Here is a 23,048-nt window from a genome sequence, read left to right on the forward strand (position 1 = left end):
AAGATTTTTTTGAAGCAAGAAAACCAGAAACCTTGAAACTTTTTTAAATAAATGCAAAACAACATAGATATAGACGATATTAAAATAAACTTTGATGAAAGTGGTTTATGGGTTTTAAACATTGCTATTGCCATTATTATGTTTGGAGTTGCTTTGGGTATTTCTATAGAAGATTTTAAAAGACTTTTTAAAAATCCTAAAATAGTATTTGTGGGTGTTTTATCGCAATTTATCTTATTGCCTGCTGCTACTTTTTTAGCTATTTTAATTATAGAACCTCATCCTAGTTTTGCTTTAGGAATGATGATGATTGCCGCATGTCCTGGCGGAAATGTCTCTAACTTTTTTAGTAAGATGGCTGGTGGAAATGCAGCTTTATCCGTTAGCTTAACAGCTTTTGCCACTTTAATATGTATAGTAATGACACCTCTAAATTTACAGTTTTGGGGAAGCTTATACGAACCTACCAATAAAATTTTAAAAACTGTTTCTTTAAATCCTTATGATTTATTTAAACTGGTTTCTATAATTTTAGGAATTCCTTTAATACTTGGAATGGTTATTAAACATTACCATTCGGAAGTGGCGAACAAGATAGAAAAAGTATTAAAACCGCTATCTATGTTGGTTTTTATTGCTTTAATTTTTATTGCTTTTTATCAAAATTTAAATATTTTTATTCATCATATTCACCATGTACTGTTCTTAGTAATTTTTCATAATATATTTGCCTACATTTTAGGGTTTTATACAGCAAAAAGTTTTAAATTGAATAAAAAAGATTGTAAAACAATTGCAATGGAAACAGGCATACAAAATGGAGGCTTGGGTTTATTACTTATTTTCGGTTTCTTTGAAGGTTTAGGAGGAATGGCTTTATTAGCTGCTTTTTGGGGAGTTTGGGATGTTTTTTCTGGCATGGCATTAGCAACTTATTGGGGTAGAAAATCATCTTTAAAAATTATTAAATAAAATGGAAGTTTCTCAGATTTGGTTTCGTTTAGTACGTAAGTACGTTAAACTCGGACTAGTATTTTACACAAAAAAAATAAAAGTTGTTGGTTTAAAAAACGTTCCTAAAAAAGGTGCAGTACTTTTTGCCATAAATCATCCAAACGGATTGATAGACCCGTTAATTGTTACCACTAATAACCCAAGAGCAAGTTACTTTTTAGTAAAAGCAGCTGCTTTTAAAAATCCTATCATAGAAAAAATACTTAATTCTTTAAACCTAATTGCTATTTACAGAATGCGCGACGGCATCGATCAATTGGCAAAAAACGAAGAAGTTTTTAATAAATGTTACGATATTTTTAATAGAGGTAAATCTTTAATGATTTTTCCGGAAGGGAGTGATTGTAGAGACAGAACGGTAAGACCTTTAAGTAAAGGCTTTACCAGAATTGTGTATGGAGCTATTGAAAAATATCCTGATTTACAGATACAAGTGGTACCTGTTGGACTTACCTACCAAAATGCTTCCCAGTTTCCTAGTAAAGTTGCTTTGCATTATGGAACACCTATTGATGCTAGCGAGATTTACGCCAATAATATACCTAGTAAATCTATAAACATTCTAAAAAACGAAGTTGTAAAGCAATTAAAAGAACTCTCTGTTTATATAGAAAAAGATGAAAACTACAACATAACTTTAACAAAGTTAAACGAAGCACAAGTAGATTTTACAGAAGTTAAAAAGGTGCAAGAAATGATTAAAACAAATACCTTTCCGCCTAAAAAAGAAGGTACTACTAACTATTTAAAACCGCTTTATTACTTAATTATTTTAAATAGTATGATACACTATTTCATTTATAAAAAACAAGCCAAAAAGAATCCTGATATAGATTTTGTAGATACTTTTAGATATACGTATAACCTCTTTGTTTTACCTCTTTTTTATGCACTGCAAGCCTTTATTGTATGGTATTTATTTGGAAGCCAAATAGCTCTATTTTATTTTACTTTTAGCTGTTTTATAATATTTATATACAGTAAATTTTCGCCAACAAATACGGAAGCTTAGCTCTTAATATATAAAAAGTTGGCAAGCAAGTTTAGCCCTAATTAACTCTGCTTTAATATTTTATTGAGTCGTTGAATGCTTTGCATTTGTAGCAATTGTTTGAGCTCTTTTTTATTCTTTTTCTGAATAAAAAAAACCAGTGCGGAAAGCAGGAAATAGCTTCTAATCAATAATGGCGTCCTGAATAATTTGCTGAATTTCTGTACGCATATTGCTATTTACCAAACTTCTGTTTGCTGCCGTTGGATACACTCTATTAGACAAAAACACATACACAATTCCGCTTTGTGGATCTGCCCAAGTATAAGTCCCTGTAAAACCAGAATGCCCAAAACTTTCATCGGAAACGCAACCACAGGTAGCCTTAACTCTAGGATTTAATTGGGGTTTATCGAAACCTAGCCCTCTACGTACATTTTTACCTGAAAAATAACGATGGTTAAATTTATTTACTGTTTCCATTTTTAAATAACGTTTACCTCCATAATATCCTTTTTGCAAATACATCTGCATAATCTTAGCAACATCATTTGCATTGGCAAATAAACCAGCATGACCACCTACTCCACCTAACATTGCAGCCCCCTGATCATGTACATAACCTTGTATTAATTGGTTGCGATAATAATTGTCTTTTTCGGTAGGAATAATTTCATTCTTAGCAAACTTTTGTAGTGGTAAATAACTAGTTCTATTAGCCCCTAAAGATTGATAAAAATCTTCATCCACTAATTTATTTAAAGGTTTATCGTATGTTTTCTCCAATGCTTCCTTAAATAGATAATAACCTAAATCGCTATATTTATAGCCCGCTTTTTCTCTTTGGTCTGCATCTCTAATATATTTATAAATACTATCCTTATAACTCTTGTTTATATATAAGTTTTTTGCAACTTTTATAGCAAATTTTGCTGATTTTTTACTACTATAAAAACTAGGTAAGTTTTTATGAGTCACACTATCTTGAGTTGCCACATAAAAAGGAATCCATGCTTTTAATCTACCATAATGAGAAAGTATTTCTCTAACAGAAACAGCCGCTTTATTAGAACCTTTAAAACTAGGTAAGAGATCTTGTAGCTTTTCATTTAATGTAATTTTATGTTCTTCTTCTGCCTTCATTATTAAAGGTAAAGAGGCTAAAATTTTAGTAAGCGATGCCAAATCATACACATCAGAATTTTTTACTTTTTCACTCTTATCATCCGTGTGATGTCCATAACTTTTCTCTAACACAATTTTACCATTTCTTGCCACTAAAACTTGAAAACCGGGTGCCATTTTTTTCTTTAAAATAATACTTGCTAAAGAATCTATCTTTTTTAATTTTATGGATGATAAATTAGCTGCTTCTGGTATGGTGTACTCAAACCTATTAAGGTTTGATGTAAGAAAACCTCTACCTTCAAAAAACTCACCTCTAATAGAAACAGGTAATTTTCCCTTAGCTCCAAAAGCACCAAAAATTAATTGAGCAGATAATTGTTGCGACAGTTTACTATTCTGATAAGAAACAATAACACTTTCTATATTTGTAAAAGTTTTTACCTGCAATAAACTATAAGGACTTGCAAATACATCTAAAATCACGGTATTATCTCTAGCAATTTCTTGCAACCAAACCAACTCTTTATTAGTGAATTTATAGCTTTTCCATGGGTTTGTATTCGATTTATGAAAACCAACTACTACCAAATTATACGGTTTCAGTTTTTTAATAAGTCCATCTAGATTATTATCAGAAATCATATCTACCTTGCCGTAGTTTTTTAGCATATTTACAAAATCATACCCAGAATCATCCCCTAATTTTACGTATGCAATTTTCTTTTTTTCTAAATTTCTAACAGGTATATTTTCTCCAACATCCTTAACAACAGTTAAGGAACTTTTCACCAATTCTCTATGCAATAATTCATCTTGAATTGAATTTAAATCTTCATGAAGATTTTTTAATGATATCGGTTTGTACTTATTTAAACCCGCCCAATACTTAGCTTTTAAAATTTTACAAACAGAAACATCTATTCTTTCTTCTGTTAGCGTTTTTAATTCAACCGCTTTTTTAATTAAATTGATGGTTGCCGGAATCTCTTGCGGAATTAACAATAAATCATTCCCTGCCTGAATTGCTGCCAAATTAATTTCTGCTGATGTGGCATAATTAGCAGCACCTTTCATGTTTAAACCGTCGGTAATTACCAATCCTAAAAAACCTAATTTTTGTTGCAGTAAATTAGTCACTACGTTTTTAGATAAAGAAGTTGGCAATCTGCTATCAGATTCTAAACTGGGTATGCTTAAATGCGCTGTCATAACACTTGTTATACCTGCATCAAATACTTTTTTATACGGATACAACTCAATAGAATCTAAACGCGCCATATCAAAATTTAAAACAGGTAATGTTTGGTGAGAATCTGTTGCCGTATCTCCATGACCCGGAAAATGTTTGGCATTTGCCAAAACCCCTTTACTTTGCATACCCTGTGTAAAAGCGATGGCTTTTTGAGTTACATTTTCTTTGTTTTCTCCAAAAGAACGATTACCAATAATTGGGTTATCCGGATTTGTATTGATATCTACAACTGGAGCAAAATTAATATTAATTCCTAATCTTTTGCAGTGTTTCCCTAAGTGCTCTCCAAATTCTTTAATTAAAGAATCGTTTCTAATAGCTCCCAATGTCATGTTCCAAGGAAAACGATAGGTATCTTTTAAACGCATGTCTAAACCCCATTCACCATCAAAACCAATTAATAAAGGAACTTTTGCAGAATCTTGATATTTATTTGTAAGCCTTGCTTGCTTTTCTGGCGTACCTTGCATAAAAATTAAATTACCCACATGATATTTTGTAATCATGCTAGTAATATAATCTTCGTGCTTTTTGTCTTTATTAGAATAGGCTTGTATCATAAATAACTGACCTATTTTTTCATCTAAAGTCATATTTTTCACAATACTATCCACCCAAATATTTTGCGCTTCTGCATCTTTTGTAATTAAAGGATCTACACTTTGTGCAGATAAATTAAAAACAAAACTTATAAAAACGATTAATAGTAACTCTTTCTTCATATTTTTTTTACCCTATTTTTTTGGGCGTTTTAACAGGCTTTCACTACTCGCTTTTTTTAGGTTTGTTCTCGATACAATTACGCTAAAAAAGCGTAATCACTCGAACTACACCTAAAAAAGAGCTCAAACAAACCGTTCAATCCTTAACGCAACCAATTTGCAAGCTCAATTTAATAACTTAAAACAATTTTTATACCAAAAAACGTTTGTGCCAACTATCTTTTGCTGGAATCTCCCAATTGCTTTCAAAATCTGCTTTTGTATTTACCATATTATTAAACACAATAGTTTCTCCAGTTACCTTCTGTTCTTTTGCAAACTGCTGAAAATCGAACAATTTTACTAAATTAACATTGTCGTTATCTTTAAAAGTAACATTCATTTTATCCATTAAATCTAATTTCAATTCATTTTCTATTTCTTTAATAAAACGAACCGAACTATCTATAGAACAACCAGACACATTATTAAAACTTTCATCTACTGCTAACACTAAAAACTGATTGTATTTTATAGTAAAAGAACCTTTTAAATCGTCTCCATGACGCGTCCATTGATTGATGAAATCTATTGCTTTTTCAGTAATAAATTCAACTTCTTTTGCAGTAAATTCTCTGTCGGATTGATAAATCCAAACGCGAGAATTATTTGGTAAATTTTTATATTCTGTAAACATTGTTTGTTGTGTAATTGTTTAACTGTGTAATTATCAGATTGGTTTAACCAATCTAAATTATAAGACTTAAAATTAAGTTCTTAGTTAACTATGAGATTTCTCATTAGTTAATATTGAGCGACGCCGAAATGCCTAAAAAGACTCATTTCGAAATGACAAAACCAAAAGATTCAACAAGTGATTGTGCTCCCTTACTTTACTATCTTAAATTAAATTTCTGTTGCAAAGCTTGTAACTTTTCTGCGTCAGACATTTGCTTTTTTGGAGCCGTCATTCTTTCTTTAATTTCTTTCAACACCTTTTTGGTGTATAAAGGAAAGTCTGCATTTTGCATCCAATTATTATACCCAGGGTTTTCTTTAAACACCTCTTCTACGGTTCTACCTTTGTATTTCCCGAAAGAGAAAATCTCTTGTTTTTGATCATTCATCAAAATAAAGCCAGCAAAATCAGCTCTTTCTCCGTGTGTAGAATATTCACTTAAAGCATCTACAGAATTCTCTATATCCTCATATTTATCTAACTGAGCCAACAAAATTTCATAGGTTGCATTGGTATCTGCTTCTGCTCCGTGTGCACCTTCTAATTCTTTACCACAGTAAAATTGATAACCTGCACTTAAAGTTCTTTGTTCCTTTTTATGAAAAATGACTTGTACATCAATGGCTTTTCTATTTTTCATATCAAAGTCGATACCTGCTCGCATTAATTCTTCCGCTAAAAGTGGAATATCGAAACGGTTAGAATTAAAACCAGCCAAATCAGCATCACCAATCATCTCATTAATTTTTGGTGCCAATTCTTTAAAAGTTGGTTCTGAAGCTATTTTTTCATTGGTAATTCCGTGTACATCTATAGATCCTTGTGGAATTTCCATTTCCGGGTTTACCAACCAAGTTTTACTTTCTTTATTTCCGTTCGGAAACACTTTTAAAATTGCTATTTCTACAATTTTATCCGTTGCAATATTTACACCTGTTGTTTCTAAATCGAAAAATACGATTGGTTTAATAAGTTTTAATTCCAAAATTTATTTTTTAAGTTTATTGCTCAACTTTGAATTTTCAATTCAAAACTTTGAACATTTTTTATCTATTCGTTATTTAATTGTGTTTTAAATTCTTCTACCTGATCCTGAATTTTTGCAGGAAGCGTAGGTTCTTTAAAATTATATTTTTCTAGTTCTTTTAATACAATATCTGCTAAAATAAACCTTGCTGTAGGTTTATCATCCGCAGGAATTACAAACCAAGGTGCGTTTTCTTTAGAAGTTCTATTTAATAAATCTTCATAACAAAATTGGTATTTATCCCACAATTTGCGTTCTTTTAAATCGCCTGCAGAAAACTTCCAATTCTTTGCAGGTAAATTCAATCTACGTAATAATCTATTTTTTTGTTCGTCTTTAGACAAGTTTAAAAAGAATTTTAAAACAATGGTTCCACTATCAACAATATGTTTTTCAAAATTATTGATTCTTTCCATTCTTTCGTGGAAAAAAGCATCATTGATATCTTCTAACGTATGAATTGTCGGAATATTTTCTCCAAAAACATAACCAGGATGCACTCTTGTTACCAACACGTTTTCGTAATGCGTTCTATTAAAAACACCAATTTTCCCTTTTGCAGGAAGCGCAATATAATGGCGCCATAAAAAATCGTGCTTTAATTCTAATTCTGTTGGTACTTTAAAACTATGCACCTCAACTCCACGTGCGTTTACATCTTTAAAAACTTCTCTAATTAAGCTATCTTTACCAGACGTATCCATTCCTTGTAAGCAAATTAACATACTATATTTGCCTTCTGCATACATCGTATCCTGAATTTTACTCAGTTTTTTTCTGATTTTCTTTAGCTTTTTCTCGGCCTTTTCAATTACTTCTTTTGTATTAAAATTAGCTAATTGAATTGTGCTTTCTACTTTATACTCCTCTTTATGCATTTTCATTTTAAATATTTTTTAAAGATAGAAAAAATAGTGATTTCACCTTTGGTTTTCATCGCATTTTATAATAATTATATTCACAATTTAGTCATCATTTAAAATTATAAAAAATTAAATATCTAAATCTTAATTTTAGCACAAAGTTATTTATTTAATAACCTTTAAATTTCATTATTTTTGCCACATGGTAAAAGAAATTCAACTTCGAGTAAATTTAATAGAAGAACGTAAAGAAAACATCTTATTATACAAAGCTTCTAAGCAATTAAGCCTTGATAAAAGTGAAATTTCTGCCGTAAAAGTATTGCGTAAATCTATCGATGCACGTAAAAAAGACATCATCTTTAATTACAAGGTAGCCGTTTATATCAACGAGAATATTCCTGAAAAATCTGATTATATTTTTGAATATAAAGATGTTTCTAATGCCAAAGAAATACATATTATTGGTTTTGGACCCGCAGGAATGTACGCTGCTTTGCGCTGCATAGAATTAGGGTACAAACCTGTAGTTTTAGAACGTGGAAAAAACGTACAAGACAGAAGAAGAGATTTAAAAGCGATTAACCAAGATCATTTTGTAAACGAAGATTCTAATTATTGTTTTGGTGAAGGTGGAGCCGGAACGTATTCTGACGGGAAATTGTACACACGTTCTTTAAAACGTGGCGATGTGAGAAGAATTTTTGAAAACCTTGTTTTTCATGGCGCTACAGAACAAATTTTGGTAGACGCACATCCACACATCGGAACTAATAAATTACCAAAAATCATTGAGAATATTCGTGAGAATATTTTAAAATATGGTGGAGAAATTCATTTTGAAACTCGTGTTACAGATTTCACTGTAAAAAACAATAAATTACAAGCTATTCAGCTGAAAAACGGAACAGAAATGGCTGTGAATTCAGTTATTTTAGCAACCGGACATTCGGCAAGAGATATTTACGAATTGTTACATAAAAAAGAAATTGCTTTAAAAGCAAAGTCTTTTGCTATGGGCGTTCGTGTAGAACATCCGCAAGAAATTATTGATCAAATTCAATATCACTGCAAAGGAGAAAGAGATGAATTATTACCTGCTGCTGCCTATAGTTTAGTGCATCAAGTAAATAACAGAGGCGTATATTCTTTTTGCATGTGTCCCGGTGGATTTATTGTGCCTGCAGCTACTGCGAACGGAGAAGTTGTTGTAAACGGAATGTCGCCCTCTCGTAGAAATAACCGTTTTGCTAATTCGGGTATTGTAGTTGAATTAGATATTGATAAAGATTTTAAGAAATACGAACATTTAGGTCCTTTAAAAGGCTTAGAATTTCAAAAAGATTTAGAAAAAATAGCTTTTTTAGCTGGTGGAAGAACACAAACTGCACCCGCACAAAGGCTGGTAGATTTTGTGGATGGTAGACTTTCTAACGATTTAAATGATTGTTCTTATCAACCTGGATTAAAATCGGCTCCTTTACATTCTTTATTACCTAAAATTATTGGTAGTAGATTGCGAAAAGGTTTTGCTGCATTCGGACAAAAAATGCACGGTTATTATACCAACGAAGCCAATATTATTGGTGTAGAATCTAGAACTTCATCACCAGTAAACATCCCTAGAAAAGAAAATTTAGAGCATACAGAAATAGAAGGCTTATATCCTTGTGGAGAAGGTGGTGGTTATGCCGGCGGAATAGTTTCTGCTGCCATGGACGGAGAACGTTGTGCGGAAGCTGCAATTGCAAAATTGTAAAACTTTTTCTTTTTTAATGGATAAGTATCTGTAATTTTACATCTTAAATTTTATAAATGAAAATTACTATTGGTCGTGTTGATAAAGCAGATTTTCCGGAACTACATTTAGAAGACATTGATGTAAAAGTTGATTCTGGTGCTTACACCTCGTCAATTCATTGTTCTAATATTGAAGAAATTATTCTAAATAATGAACACTTTATCCGATTTAAATTATTAGATCCAGAACATTCATTATACAACAATAAGGAGTTTACTACTAAAAATTATGCTTCTAAATTGGTAAAAAGTTCTAATGGAATTTCTGAAAAAAGGTATTTAGTAGAAACTGAAATTGTAATTTTTAACCAAACTTTTCCGATTCATTTAACATTAAGTGAACGTAAAGACATGACCTACCCTGTATTATTGGGAAGAAAATTTTTAAATAAAATATTTGTGATAGACACCATAAAGAAAAATTTATCACACAAATTAAAAAACAAAATATAATGAGAATTGTAATTCTGTCTAGGAACCCCAACCTATACTCTACAAGAAGATTGGTTGAAGCTGCCACAAAAAGAAAGCACGAAGTATTTGTTGTAGATCACTTAAAATGTAACATTGAGATCGAAAGAAAAGCTCCTAAAATATTTTATAAAGGAGAATATTTAGAAGACATCGATGCTATTATTCCTAGAATTGGAGCTTCCGTAACTTTTTATGGAACCGCAGTTATCCGTCAATTTGAAATGATGAAAGTATTTTCTGCAGTCTCTTCTATTGCATTAACTAGATCTAGAGATAAATTAAGCAGTTTACAAATTTTAGCAAGAGCTGGTGTTGGTTTACCTAAAACGGTATTTACAAACTACACAAAAGATGTAGAACATGTAATAAATTCTGTTGGAGGAACTCCTTTAGTTTTAAAACTTTTAGAAGGAACACAAGGTTTAGGTGTTGTTTTAGCTGAAACACCAAATGCTGCAACTTCTGTTTTAGAAGCCTTTAATGGATTAGGTGCTAGAGTAATTGCACAAGAATTTATTAAGGAAGCTGGTGGTGCAGATATTAGAGCTTTTGTGGTAGATGGTAAAGTAATTGGAGCCATGAAACGTCAAGGAAAAGAAGGCGAATTCCGTTCTAATTTACATAGAGGAGGAAATGCAAATATTATTGAATTAACAGACGAAGAAGAAAGAACAGCTTTAAAAGCAACCAAAGCTATGGGCTTAGGTATTGCTGGTGTAGATATGCTACAATCCTCTAAAGGGCCATTGGTTTTAGAAGTAAACTCTTCTCCAGGTTTAGAAGGAATTGAAAAAGCAACTGGAAAAAATATTGCGAAAGAAATTATCCGTTATTTAGAATTACATGTCGAGTAAACCTTTTGTCCTTCTAGGAAAAGTAATTCCTGAAGGAAAACGTACAATTTTAGATTTAGAAGTAGCTAAATTACATACAAGAACAACGGTAAAAGTTCCGGTAATTATAGAGCGTTCTCATAATCCTGGACCTGTAGTTTTACTATTAGCCGGTATTCATGGAGACGAAACTAACGGTGTTGGTATTGTTAGAGAAATTATAGATTTAGGCATTAACAAACCTCAAAAAGGGACTATTATTTGCATTCCTGTTTTTAATATTTTTGGGTATTTAATACATACCCGAGAATTTCCTGACGGTAGAGATTTAAATAGAATGTTTCCAGGTACTTTAAATGGATCTTTAGCCAGCCAATTTGCCTATCAGTTTACAGAAAAAATTGCGCCGTTTGTAGATTATGTAATTGATTTTCATACTGGAGGTGGTAAACGTGATAATATAGCGCAAATTAGATGTAATAAAGATGATGAAAAAGCGCTAGAATTGGCAAAGGTATTTAACCCACCAATGATTGTTTTTTCTGAAAATATTAGAAAATCATTACGAGACACTTTACATAAAATGGGTAAAACTGTTTTACTTTTTGAAGGTGGAAAATCAAATGAACTAAATCCAACGATTATAAATGAAGGCGTAAACGGAACTAAAAATGTTTTAATTCGTTTAGGTTTAATTGAAGGAGAAATTACTGTAAGAGCAACTCCAATTTTTGTAAACAAAGCAAAATGGTTACGTGCAGCGCATTCTGGAATGTTTAAAATTACCGCTATCAACGGAAGTTTTGTAAAAAAGAAAGAGGTTTTGGGTATTATACAAGATCCTTTTGGCGAATTTAAAAAGAAAGTTTACGCACCTTTTAATGGTCATGTTTTTTGCATTAACAAAACACCTATTGTTAATAAAGGAGATGCGCTTTTTCATATAAGTATTGATGAATAATCTCTAGGTTCTAAAAGATTTAGAAAATTAAAAAAGAACTGAGTATTTTTAAACTCAGTTCTTTTTTTTTGAATTCAACTCAAAAAAACATCCCCTTCAAGATTTCTAAAAAAATAGAAGTGCTAGAATTAAATACAACTTCAAATAAAATTAGCTTAGTAAGAAAATTATAAAAAGCAGCCGTTATAAAAATCCATTTCTATTACTAGATACAACTAAACTCCTCAACTTCACTTTCAGAAATAATAGGGTTTGCTCCTTCATTTTGAGCAACTAAAGCACCAACAGCACAAGCAAAATCAATTGCTTTTTGTGGAGCTGAACCATTAATTAATTTACTTATTAATGAGGCTAAAAAAGAGTCTCCAGATCCTACTGTATCAGCAACTTTAATTTGATAACCACTATTGTAAAACAATGTATTGTCATATAATAAAACAGCACCATGCTCACCTTTAGTAACGCAAATATGTGCTGTTTTTGTTTTCTGAGCTATAAAATGTATGTTCTGTTCTAAATTATGAAAAGGAGAACCTAAAAAAGCACTAATTTCATACAATTCTTCATCATTAAACTTAATAAAATCTGCTTTATGCATCAACTCAACTAAAACTTCTTTTGCATAAAAAGGCGCTCTTAAATTCACATCAAAAATAGCATATTTAGCAAATTCTAAAAGTTGATACAACGTGTTTTTAGACACAGCATCTCTGGTTATTAAACTCCCAAAAACAAAAGCATCAGCTTGTTTTACCAAATCAGATGATTCTTTTGTAAATGGAATTTTATCCCAAGCTCTAGGATAAACAATCTCATATGTAGCAGCTCCTTTTTCGTTTAATGTTACTGCAACTTCTCCCGTTGTAAAATCTTCTAAAACTGTTACAGCCTTAGAATTTATATTTAATTCGTTAATATAATTCAAAATTATTTTACCTAATTCATCATTACCAATAGCACTTATCATGGCAACGTCATTATGAAAGGATTTTAAACGAATAGCAACATTTAATGGTGCTCCTCCTATTTTTTTATGTGTAGGAAAAACATCCCATAAAACTTCACCAAAACATACAATTTTAGACATCATTTAATTAAGGGTTTAGATTCCGATAAAAACCGGAATTAATTCAACTATAAAGAACTTAATCTGTTAATAATACACTTACATTTTTAGGGTAACTAATAAATATTAGATTCCATAGTGTTTTGATTTATAGAACTGTTAAAAATGGTTAACATCCTTTTTGCGATTCCCGTCCAACCAAAATTTCTACGTGCAAAACGTGCTCCTTCAACAGACATTTCGTTTCTTAATTTAGGATACAACAGTGGCATTGCCATCATTGCACCAAACTCTTTTGGTCTGTGTGGATCTGCAAATAAAGCTTGATTTCCAAAATCAATTAAATCGCATAAACCACCATGCACAGTTATTACACTTGGTGTTCCACAAGCCATTGCTTCAATAGCAACCATACCAAAAGGCTCATATCTAGAAGGCATTACAAAAATACTTGCAGATCTATATACGTTTGCTAAATCTTCATCTGCAATATAGTTTTTCCACTTTATCTTGTCCATCACTCCAAGCTCCTTCGCTAGTACTTTTAACGTTTCTATTCCGTCTCTATCCTGTTGCGAATCTCCACCAATTGCCGCTACCAATCTAGCTTCCGGACACAACTCAAAAACAGTTGGTAAGGCATGTAATAACAAATCATAACCTTTATTATGTGCCATTCTACCGAGTGCTAAAATATCGGTTGGTTTGATATCATATTTTAATCGGATTTTATCATTCTCTTTAGATGGAACGGGATAGAATCTATTTTCATCAATTCCGGGAGGAATCATGCTACAATTTCTAGACAAAACATCATATTGCTGCACCAATAAATCTACTTGAGGAAGCGTCGTTGCAATTACAAAATTACACATCTGATACACAAAATATTCTTTCCTAATACGTTCTTTAAATCGATAGGTTTTTTCCATCTCTTTTTCGTCCATATCACTTCCCATAGAATGTTGTTTCCACCAACCTAAAGAATGTGGTGTATGTACATGACAAATTCCTAATTCTTCTGCAATTTTTTGTCCTGCCCAACCTGCATCCCAATAATGAGAATACACCACATCGTATTTTTTATTTTCTTTTTTTATAGCAGCCAATGTATTGGTCACAAACTTTTTTAAATGGTCGTGCATGTCTTCTTTTCTGATGAATTTTTTTCCACCAAAAGGAATTCTCCAAACACTAAAATTATCATCTACAACATCATACTCTGGTTGCTCTTCAAACTGCCGTGTTAACAAATCTACACGCTTGCCTAATCTACTAAATCTATCTGCTAATTCTAATACATATACTACTTGACCTCCTGTATCTGGTTTTCCTAATTCTGCATGCGCCCCTACATATCCATGTAAAGAAATCATTAATATTGATTTCATATTTCTATTTTTTAGTTTTAGTTTTAATTATTTTTAAATCATTGCAAGCTGATATATATTGAGCAGCAGACCAAGCTTGATATGCTTTTCCCATCGGTTTTCCGGTAGTTCCATGTGCCCATTCTGTAAACTCCCATTCTTCAGTAATTCCTTCTTTATTGATTAAAGCCAGTTTGTGTAACTCTTCTATTGCGATGTCTTTAAACCCTAATTTATTTACAAACTTTACCCAAAAACCACCTACAAATGGCCAAATACCTCCATTATGATAATGGTTGGGTAAATTCAGAAGATTTACAGTGTAATAAGGTTTCCAGTCTGGATCTCCAGGACTTACCACCGGGTATACATTTGCCACCGGAAATGGATCATTTACCCCAACACCCAACATAAATTTAAAGGTTTGATGCGCTTTTTCTGCATCTATAGTTCCGTGTAAAAAGGCTAATACGTTTCCTAGAACATCACAACGCCAACTAAAATCGAAAGGAGTAGTTTGTGCAATTAAATAAGAAGTATCTCCTAATGTAAATTGCTTCTCTGCAAAAGAAACCGATTGAAATAATTTTTGTTGAGTTGAAGGCCAAAAATTTTGTACTATCTCTTTTTTAATTACCTGAGACCATCTAATATGTTCCCCTGCATCCTCATGATTTCCTAACATTTCTAACATACGTCCGAAACACACATTAGATCTATACCAAAGAATTTCATCGTATAAAATATTATAACTTCTACCAAATAAATCTGTCCAGTCTCCTGCTTCCGGAATTTCTAAAAGGGCATCATTATTACTATCATGTGCTCCTAACCATCGCATGGTTTCTTTAATATCTCCAATATATTTTCTTAAGAATTCAATATCTTTGGTAACATTTACATATTCATAGAAAGCTATTACAACCCAAATACCACTATCTATAGAACAAATTCCACCAACTCCAGAATAATCTGGCTCACCATCTTTTAATCTAACATTTGCAGGTATTTGTCCATTCCTAGAAATATTATCTATTAAGGTGACTAATGTTTGTCTTTGGCATTTGTGAATTTCTTCATCATCAATTAAAGACAGCGAACCAATTACAGTAATTGCGCCATCTCTAGCCCAAACACTATGATAATTCTCATCGGTACCATTAGGAATATTATCCTTTATAGAACATGCAGAAAAACCAAGCGGAGTAATATTTTTCTTTAATGCCTCGATTGCTTTTACATAACCTTCTTTAATCAAGGCTATTTTTTCATCGGTATCTTCTTGTGTAAAATTCTCTTTCTCTTTTTTAATAAAAAAATCTTCTGAGTGATCTATTACAACATCATTAATTGCCTTTTCTGGTAAAATTCCGTAGAAAATTAATCCCTCTACAACTCCATCTCCTTTTTCTTTTTCTGTATGATATACCTTTTTATGCTTTGTGTATAAGTACAACTCTTCATGAGCATTTGCAACCACAATTCCGAATACATCTTTTAAATCGAACATGGCAGAATCATTACCACTATCTCCTGCAACTAAAACCTGATTAGATTTAAGTTTCAAGCGTCTTAATAGCCAACGTAAAGCATTTCCTTTATTAGCCCATTTTGGTAATACGTCTAAAAATTTATTGCCAGAATACACAATATTAACATCCATATCTGCATCTGCAAAATCTTGCTCTATACTTTCTATAAGTTCATTACTTGCATCATGAAAAAAATAACTTCTTTTATAGGAGTGTTGAAATTTACTTGGTTGGTCACTAATAGGATGTTCTATTTTATGAATAATACTTTCTACAGATTCTAAATTCCAACCATCATCTAAAACATCATTAAATTCTTTTTCTACTGCTCCTTTTTTATAATTATAGATATGTGTACCTACCCCAGAAATAATATAATCTGGTTTTGGAAGTACCTTTTTTTCTATTAAATCTAAAACATCATCTATTAAACGACCCGTATTGTAGGTTAGAAGTACATCGTTTTGTCCTTCATATTTTTCCCATATTTTTTTAAAGTTACTTTTATAAGTATGAAAATCTATTAAGGTATTATCAATATCAAATGATAATAATTTTATTTTATTTTCAATTTTTACGCTTTTTACAGTCATTTCATTGTGTTTTTAAGAGAGAATCATCAATAACACTGAATTTAATTAAAAATTAAAGAGCAACCAAAACTTAAGCGACCTATCGTTATTTGTAGCCTCATTTTTATGATTGTGATAATTATGGCTATCAAAAAATAGTAAATAGAGAATGATAAAAATTATTTTCTTAATTTACCTCCTATAAAAATAAACCTTCTTAATTATAAATTATAAGTATCAACAATTACATGAAAAAAAATTAAGAAGTTGCTATTCGTTTCCTAAATTAGGAAAGAAATTATATAATTTCACTTCAAAAAAATGATGCAGAATGAGGTATTTGAAGGTCTAAAAACCTTGCTTTACTGACCGGTATTTAACTTATTTTTTATAAAGTAGAAAATGAAGATGGAGCAATACGTTGAAAAGAAGCTGTAAAAGTAGCTTTATCTTAAGGTAAAATAGATGCTACTGTAAAAAATTTAGGTGATGGAAAACGTAGACTATATTTCTGTTCTAGAAAATCTAAAAATTTTTAAAATTTACACTAAGTTATAGAAAACTATACTTGTACTGGATTCATCAAGCAAGTATAAAAAAGACAAGAAAAAACCGAATTATAGAAATAATTCGGTTGTGTTATCATACTATTAAAACTCATGGAACTCTGTCATTAAATTACAGTCCACTCATAAAATTGCCATAAGGATCTTTAAACTGAGTACCTTCTGCAAAACGATACTTACTTAGTTTTTTAAATTCGACCAAAGCCCACAGTACAAATTCTTTCATAAAATAAGTATCTGTTTCATTTAAGTTTGGTTGGTATTCTTTAATAAAAATATCTAAAGGTTTTACCTTATCTAATTCAGCTTTGTATTGCGCTTCTGTATATTCATCTAACAATTCAAAATCTTCATCAGCATTAAAGAACCAAGAAATAATATCGTCATAAGGAGTTTCTGCTTCTTGTTTTTCTAATTTTTTAATCTCCGGAAAATAGCTTGGAAACATCGTTTTAATAGCATTTTTAATTAATGTTTCTGCCACTACTTGCGCTCCTTCTTGTTCGCCTTCATATACCAACTCTACTTTTCCTGTAATTGCAGGAATAATTCCGTCGAAATCATTTAGGCGAATCATTGTTTTTTCATCACCAGAAAGCAATGCTCTTCTTTCTGCCGTACTTAATAAGTTTTCAAACGCAGAAATACTTAAACGTGCACTTACACCACTTTTAGCATCTATATACTCACTTTCTCTCGCTTCAAAAACAATTTGTTCTAACAAGTCTTTTGCTAGTTCTGGTACTGTTATAAATTCTTTTTGAGAACCTACCTTGTTTGCTTCTTGTTGTGTAATGGTTTTAGCTGTTTCAATATCTTCTGGATAATGCGTTAAAATCTGTGAACCAATTCTATCTTTTAAAGGTGTAACAATACTCCCTCTATTGGTATAATCTTCTGGGTTTGCTGTAAACACAAACTGCATATCTAAAGGTAACCGTAACTTAAATCCTCTAATTTGAATATCGCCTTCTTGTAAAATATTAAACAACGCAACCTGAATTCTAGCTTGTAAATCTGGCAATTCATTAATTACAAAAATACATCTGTTAGCTCTCGGTATCATTCCGTAATGAATTACCCTATCATCTGCATAAGACAATTTTAAGTTTGCTGCTTTTATAGGATCTACATCTCCAATAATATCAGCAACAGTAACATCTGGTGTTGCTAACTTCTCTGCATAACGCTCACTTCTATGCAACCAATAAATTGGTGTCTTATCTCCTTTTTCTTTAATCAACTCAATGGCAAACCTAGAAATAGGGTTTAATGGATCATCGTTAATTTCAGATCCTTCTACAACAGGTATATATTCATCCAACAAATTTAACATCAATCTAGCCAAACGTGTTTTTGCTTGCCCTCTTAAACCTAATAAATTAATATTATGCCTGCTTAAAATAGCTCGTTCCAATTCTGGAATTACGGTATTTTCATACCCATAAATCCCTTTAAAAGCAGATTCTTTATTTTTTATTTTAGTTATCAGGTTTTCTCTTAACTCATCTTTAATTGATTTTGATTTGTATCCTAACTTTTCTAAATCTCCTAATGTTTTTATATTTTCTAAATTCATGTAATTCGATTTTTGCTATTAGCTTTTTGCCTTTAGCGCTTACTCTTGTGTTTTCTAACAGCTAAAAGCCAAAGGCTAATAGCTAAATTGTTACCCTCTAATTCTCTTTTTCCTATTTGTTTCGTAATCTTCAAAAATCATTTCTCCCAAACCTTTTAAACCAGTATAAAATGCTTTTCCTTGGTTTGCTTGTGTAAATGCTCTTACAAACTGCATCAAATACGGATCTTGTGCAATCATAAAAGTGGTAATAGGAATGTGTAATTTTCTAGCTTGTTGTGCCATTGCATAGCATTTATTTACAATGTATTTGTCTAAACCATTACTGTTCTTATAATATTGACCGTCTGGTAAACGCAAACAACTTGGTTTCCCGTCGGTAATCATAAAAATTTGTTTATTGGTATTTCTTTTTCTTCGGAGTAAATCCATTGCTAATTGTAAACCTGCCACCGTATTGGTATGATAAGGACCTACTTGTAAATACGGTAAATCTTTAATTTTGATAGCCCACGCATCATTACCAAAAACAATAATATCTAACGTGTCTTTAGGATAACGTGTGGTAATTAATTCTGCCAACGCCATCGCCACTTTTTTGGCAGGTGTAATTCTATCTTCACCATATAAAATCATAGAGTGGCTAATATCAATCATTAACACGGTACTCATTTGGCTTTTATGCATAGTTTCTTCTACGACCAAATCATTTTCAGTTAAATTGAAACTATCAATTCCGTTGTTAATTTGAGCATTCCGAATACTTTCTGTCATAGAAACTTTGTCTAAGGCATCACCAAACTGATATCCTCTTAAATCTCCCGTATGTTCATCTCCAATTCCTGGAGATTTACTTTTATGATTTCCTGCGCCACTTCTTTTTATGTTACCAAAAATTTGGTTCAACGCTTGCTGACGAATGGCACGTTCCGTTTTTGGAGTTATCTTAATACCTCCCGTTCCATCACCTTTAATCTCTTCCTTTATATACCCTTTCTTTTTAAGATCTTCTATAAAATCATCAATAGTATAATTCTCATCCGTTAATTTATATTCTTTGTCTAAAGAACGCAACCAATCTATGGCTTCATCAAAATCTCCAGAAGTATGCGTAATCAATTCCTTAAAAATTTCGAATAATTTTTCGAAAGGAGATTGGTTTTCTGCTTCATAGGTTTTAAAAACAAAACCTTTTCTTTTTTTGTTGTTTTTCATCTCTATAAAAGTACAATTTTATAAGGATGAAAAATAAAGATTAACATTGCTTTATTATATGTAAGCATAAATTTGTTTTATAAGAATTAAAAAACATTAAACAAAAATAATTATCTTTACAATATGGCAAAAATAATTATAACTGGTGGTACAGGTTTAGTCGGCAAAAGATTATCAAAATTACTGATTGATAAAAAGCATGAGGTTGTAATTTTAAGCCGTACTCCTAAACATAAAAATGAGTTTAAGTGGGATGTTTCTTCCAATTATATTGATGAAAAATCGTTACTCAATACAGATTACATTATTCATTTAGCAGGAGCAGGAATAGCAGATAAACGCTGGACTAAAGAAAGGAAACAAGTTATAATTGATAGCAGAGTTAAAACTGCTAATTTACTTTTTGATAAAACAGCTGCATTAAACATTCCTTTAAAAGGATTTATTTCTGCTTCTGGCGTTGGCTATTATGGAGCAATAACTTCTAATTTAATATTTACAGAAACAGACAAAGTAGGGGCTGATTTTTTAGGTGATGTTTGCCAAAAATGGGAAAATGCAGCACATCAGTTTTCAACAAAAAAAATACCGGTAACCATTTTAAGAACTGGTATTGTTTTAGCGGATAAAGGTGGTGCTTTAGAAAAAATGAAAACACCCATCGTTTCTCCTTTAGGATCTGGCAAACAATTTTTACCTTGGATCCATTTAGATGATTTATGTGGAATATACATAAAAGCCATTGAAGATAACTTATCAGGAATTTTTAATGCCGTTGCCCCAGAACATCATACAAGTAAAACCTTCTCTAAAGCTTTGGCAAAAAGTATAAAAAGACCCTTTTTACCCATAGGAGTTCCTGGTTTTCTTTTAAAACTTATATTTGGAGAAATGGCAATTATTCTTTTAGAAGGAAGTAAAATTTCGGCAAAAAAAATCGAAAAGAACGGTTATTCTTTTCGATTTAAAACACTAAAAAAAGCGTTATATAATTTATAAAAATTCTTAGAAAGTTGTTGTAATATTTAAAGCTACATCACTCCATGTTTTAGAAACTCCGTCTGCCCCTTTATGTAAATCTAAACAAGCAGTATTTAAAGAAGCCAAAGCAGCACCAGCATTCCATTTTGTAATATCCATGGTACCTGTCATATTAAAAACATTTCCTACAATTGTATAGGTAAAAGCTACTTTTTCTGTAACTCCATTCATTTTTATTTCCGCAACACCGTTAGTATCATCTGTTAAAAGTAACTTACCAGAAAGTAATTTAGTGTTATCCATAATACCAAAAAAGAATTTTTTGATTTTAAAATCTCTACTCGTATCTTTTGTGAAAATACTACTTACAGGAATTGAAAATTCCGTATTATTAATAGCCTCTTTAATAGAATTTCCTTCGCCACCAGAGATAATATTTACGGTATTAAACTGACCTCCTACAGGAACTTTATCTGTAGTTTTATAAGCCACAAATTTAATTTCGTTTTTCGATTGCTTTAAAGAAAAAGCAGCTGTACTTTTCTTTACTTCCATTTTACTTTCAGTCTCCTTATCAGATTTCTTTTCTGATTTACAAGAAGAAAAATTAAACGCTACAACCATTAATAATGATAAAATTACTACTTTTTTCATGATATTATTTTTTAATATTTAAAACTTGATTTGCTAATTTTATATACTCTAGTTTTGCTTCGTCAGATTTCATTCCGTTTAATTGCATCCATGCATTCAATTTAAATGCACTTCTAACGTTATGTTCATCATTAAAAGAAAATTTATTGCCAAAGTTAGCTTGTTTATTATAAGCATAAAACATTAGCATTATGTCAGGGGCAATCGCTTTTCCCAATTTAGAAATTTTACAGAAAGCTTCATTAAACTCTTCGTCTAAATTAAACTCCATATTCTTTATTTTTCTGCAATTACTTGAACTCCACCTTTCACTTTATCTCCTAAAGATACATTTAACTTTGTACCTAATGGAAGAAAAAGATCTACTCTAGAACCAAATTTAATAAAACCTGCATCTGCACCTTGTACCGTCGTATCTCCTACTTTGGCATAGTTTACAATTCTCTTCGCTAAAGCACCTGCAATTTGTCTGTATAACACATCACCAAAAACCTTGTTATTAACAACTACAGTAGTTCTTTCGTTTTCTGTGGATGATTTTGGATGCCATGCTACCAAATATTTTCCTGGATGATATTTGCTATATTTTACAACTCCACTCATTGCATACCTAGTTACATGCACGTTAATTGGAGACATAAAAATTGAAACTTGTAATCTTTTACCTTTATAGTATTCTGGCTCTTCTACCTCTTCAATAACAACCACTTTACCGTCTACAGGGGCAACTAATACATTATCATTTAAAGGCGCAATTCTTTTAGGGTTTCTAAAAAATTGTAAAACAATCACTAGAAAAGCAAGAAATATAACCTGAATTGCTTTTACTAGCCAAGGAATATCAATGAATTTTTCAGCTAAAATAACACCTGCTATTGTTATAATAAAAGTAATAACAATTATTTTATACCCTTCTTTGTGAAAACGAATCATACTTAAATTATAAAATTAATATACAAATATACAAATGGCGCAGCAAATAGCAAACTATCCAATCTATCTAAAATACCACCATGACCTGGCATAATACTACCACTATCTTTCATATTAGCTTGTCTTTTAAATTTAGACTCTACTAAATCTCCTATAGTACCAATTACACTTATTATAACAGCTATTACCAACCAATTTACAGCTGTAAAATCTACATTTAACTTGCTAATTATAAAAGCGGCTATTAATGCAAAAACCAAACCACCTAAAAAACCTTCTTGCGTTTTTTTAGGAGAAACGGAAACAAACAATTTTCTTTTTCCGAAATTTTTACCCACTAAAAAAGCAAAACTATCATTCACCCAAATAAGAATAAGAATAGAAATTATTAAGTGAGGATTATAGATTCCTTTATAAATAGGTAAAAGGATTAAAAAAATCATAGAAAAAATAGGATACCTAATTAGTAAACCAGATTTAGATCTATCGTTAGAAAAAGTAATTTCTTTTTTAGTAAATAAAGAATAGATAAGAAATAAAGATGAAACAATTGTAATCCCTAAAACACCTACAACAGCATAGCTTTCTGGTCTTTTTAACATTAAAAACAATGCTAAAGCAAAGAAAATATACCCTATATATCCTTTAAAATTAATTAGTTTAGAAAACTCCCAAACACATAAAAAACCAAAAATAGTTGTTAAAATCACATACGATTCTTTTGAAAAAAGAATCGCTGATATAAAAATTAAAACGTAGATAATGCCCGATAGGCTCCTTCTTAAAAGGTTACTCAT

General features: G+C 31.1%; 20 protein-coding genes and 1 pseudogene. 8 read left to right on the top strand and 13 right to left on the bottom strand.

Annotated features, from left to right (window positions below; all coding sequences use genetic code 11):
• Positions 1-51 precede the first annotated feature (51 nt).
• Both MPF19_RS07345 and MPF19_RS07350 read left to right on the top strand, forming a co-directional pair.
• The gene (locus tag MPF19_RS07345; protein ID WP_203393987.1) at positions 52-972 is read left to right on the top strand and encodes a bile acid:sodium symporter family protein; all 921 of its coding nucleotides are present in this window, start codon (positions 52-54) and stop codon (positions 970-972) included.
• Between the two features lies 1 nt (position 973).
• On the top strand, positions 974-2,026 hold the full coding sequence (locus tag MPF19_RS07350) for a 1-acyl-sn-glycerol-3-phosphate acyltransferase (protein WP_203393986.1): 1,053 nt from the start codon (positions 974-976) through the stop codon (positions 2,024-2,026).
• A 162-nt stretch (positions 2,027-2,188) separates the two neighbouring features.
• On the opposite strand, the gene MPF19_RS07355 is transcribed toward MPF19_RS07350, so the two are convergent.
• The 4 genes from MPF19_RS07355 to MPF19_RS07370 all read right to left on the bottom strand — a co-directional run bounded on the left by MPF19_RS07355 (position 2,189) and on the right by MPF19_RS07370 (position 7,730).
• A complete protein-coding gene (locus MPF19_RS07355; RefSeq protein ID WP_249987494.1) occupies positions 2,189-5,107 on the bottom strand; it encodes a serine hydrolase domain-containing protein in 2,919 nt (972 codons plus the stop codon).
• A gap of 190 nt (positions 5,108-5,297) precedes the next feature.
• Positions 5,298-5,783, bottom strand: a complete 486-nt coding sequence (locus tag MPF19_RS07360; protein ID WP_203393984.1) for an ABC transporter ATPase — start codon at positions 5,781-5,783, stop codon at positions 5,298-5,300.
• 199 nt (positions 5,784-5,982) lie between these two features.
• A complete protein-coding gene (locus MPF19_RS07365) occupies positions 5,983-6,810 on the bottom strand; it encodes a 3'-5' exonuclease (RefSeq protein ID WP_249987495.1) in 828 nt (275 codons plus the stop codon).
• Positions 6,811-6,875: 65 nt separating this feature from the next.
• Positions 6,876-7,730, bottom strand: coding sequence for a PPK2 family polyphosphate kinase (locus MPF19_RS07370; RefSeq protein WP_502925113.1), 855 nt, complete (start codon positions 7,728-7,730; stop codon positions 6,876-6,878).
• 187 nt (positions 7,731-7,917) lie between these two features.
• Between MPF19_RS07370 and MPF19_RS07375 the strand changes: the two genes are divergently transcribed.
• The 4 genes from MPF19_RS07375 to MPF19_RS07390 are packed head-to-tail and all read left to right on the top strand — an operon-like array spanning position 7,918 to position 11,783.
• A complete protein-coding gene (locus tag MPF19_RS07375; protein ID WP_249987499.1) occupies positions 7,918-9,474 on the top strand; it encodes an NAD(P)/FAD-dependent oxidoreductase in 1,557 nt (518 codons plus the stop codon).
• 56 nt (positions 9,475-9,530) lie between these two features.
• Positions 9,531-9,968 carry an ATP-dependent zinc protease family protein gene (locus tag MPF19_RS07380; RefSeq protein ID WP_249987501.1) on the top strand — a complete coding sequence of 146 codons (438 nt, stop codon included), beginning with the start codon at positions 9,531-9,533 and terminating at the stop codon, positions 9,966-9,968.
• Positions 9,968-10,843, top strand: coding sequence for a 30S ribosomal protein S6--L-glutamate ligase (rimK, locus tag MPF19_RS07385; RefSeq protein ID WP_203393977.1), 876 nt, complete (start codon positions 9,968-9,970; stop codon positions 10,841-10,843). The genes MPF19_RS07380 and rimK overlap by 1 nt, the downstream gene beginning before the upstream one ends.
• A complete protein-coding gene (locus MPF19_RS07390) occupies positions 10,833-11,783 on the top strand; it encodes a succinylglutamate desuccinylase/aspartoacylase family protein (protein WP_203393976.1) in 951 nt (316 codons plus the stop codon). The genes rimK and MPF19_RS07390 overlap by 11 nt, the downstream gene beginning before the upstream one ends.
• A gap of 205 nt (positions 11,784-11,988) precedes the next feature.
• On the opposite strand, the gene MPF19_RS07395 is transcribed toward MPF19_RS07390, so the two are convergent.
• The 3 genes from MPF19_RS07395 to MPF19_RS07405 form a co-directional block, all read right to left on the bottom strand.
• Positions 11,989-12,870: a carbohydrate kinase family protein gene (locus MPF19_RS07395; RefSeq protein ID WP_249987706.1), complete on the bottom strand. Its 882-nt coding sequence runs from the start codon at positions 12,868-12,870 to the stop codon at positions 11,989-11,991.
• 95 nt (positions 12,871-12,965) lie between these two features.
• Positions 12,966-14,240: a glycosyltransferase gene (locus tag MPF19_RS07400; protein WP_203393975.1), complete on the bottom strand. Its 1,275-nt coding sequence runs from the start codon at positions 14,238-14,240 to the stop codon at positions 12,966-12,968.
• A gap of 4 nt (positions 14,241-14,244) precedes the next feature.
• Positions 14,245-16,344, bottom strand: a complete 2,100-nt coding sequence (locus tag MPF19_RS07405; RefSeq protein WP_249987503.1) for an HAD-IIB family hydrolase — start codon at positions 16,342-16,344, stop codon at positions 14,245-14,247.
• 523 nt (positions 16,345-16,867) lie between these two features.
• Between MPF19_RS07405 and MPF19_RS19480 the strand changes: the two are divergent.
• Positions 16,868-17,029 (top strand): annotated as a pseudogene (locus MPF19_RS19480) (YdeI/OmpD-associated family protein); the annotation flags it as partial.
• On the opposite strand, the gene MPF19_RS07410 reads toward MPF19_RS19480, so the two are convergent.
• Together MPF19_RS07410 and MPF19_RS07415 are read right to left on the bottom strand one after the other, a co-directional pair.
• The gene (locus MPF19_RS07410; protein ID WP_249987505.1) at positions 17,002-18,468 is read right to left on the bottom strand and encodes a MoxR family ATPase; all 1,467 of its coding nucleotides are present in this window, start codon (positions 18,466-18,468) and stop codon (positions 17,002-17,004) included. The pseudogene MPF19_RS19480 and the gene MPF19_RS07410 sit on opposite strands and share 28 nt — an antisense overlap.
• A 90-nt stretch (positions 18,469-18,558) precedes the next feature.
• Positions 18,559-19,683: a vWA domain-containing protein gene (locus tag MPF19_RS07415; protein WP_203393972.1), complete on the bottom strand. Its 1,125-nt coding sequence runs from the start codon at positions 19,681-19,683 to the stop codon at positions 18,559-18,561.
• A 123-nt stretch (positions 19,684-19,806) separates the two neighbouring features.
• On the opposite strand from MPF19_RS07415, the gene MPF19_RS07420 reads away from it, so the two are divergent.
• Positions 19,807-20,682 (top strand): TIGR01777 family oxidoreductase, encoded by an 876-nt coding sequence (locus MPF19_RS07420; RefSeq protein WP_249987507.1) that lies wholly within the window; start codon positions 19,807-19,809, stop codon positions 20,680-20,682.
• 6 nt (positions 20,683-20,688) lie between these two features.
• On the opposite strand, the gene MPF19_RS07425 is transcribed toward MPF19_RS07420, so the two are convergent.
• From MPF19_RS07425 to MPF19_RS07440, 4 genes are read right to left on the bottom strand one after another with little or no spacing between them, the layout of a single operon-like run.
• The gene (locus MPF19_RS07425) at positions 20,689-21,318 is read right to left on the bottom strand and encodes a YceI family protein (RefSeq protein WP_249987509.1); all 630 of its coding nucleotides are present in this window, start codon (positions 21,316-21,318) and stop codon (positions 20,689-20,691) included.
• Between the two features lie 4 nt (positions 21,319-21,322).
• A complete protein-coding gene (locus MPF19_RS07430; protein WP_203393969.1) occupies positions 21,323-21,589 on the bottom strand; it encodes an acyl-CoA-binding protein in 267 nt (88 codons plus the stop codon).
• A 5-nt stretch (positions 21,590-21,594) separates the two neighbouring features.
• Complete coding sequence (locus MPF19_RS07435) at positions 21,595-22,251, bottom strand: phosphatidylserine decarboxylase family protein (protein WP_249987511.1); 657 nt, start codon at positions 22,249-22,251, stop codon at positions 21,595-21,597.
• Positions 22,252-22,253: 2 nt separating this feature from the next.
• Entirely contained in the window at positions 22,254-23,048 is a 795-nt protein-coding gene (locus tag MPF19_RS07440; protein ID WP_203393967.1) for a phosphatidate cytidylyltransferase, read from the bottom strand.

Origin of the sequence: Polaribacter sp. Z014, from assembly GCF_023555435.1 — a bacterium.
In the GTDB taxonomy this organism is placed as follows: domain Bacteria; phylum Bacteroidota; class Bacteroidia; order Flavobacteriales; family Flavobacteriaceae; genus Polaribacter.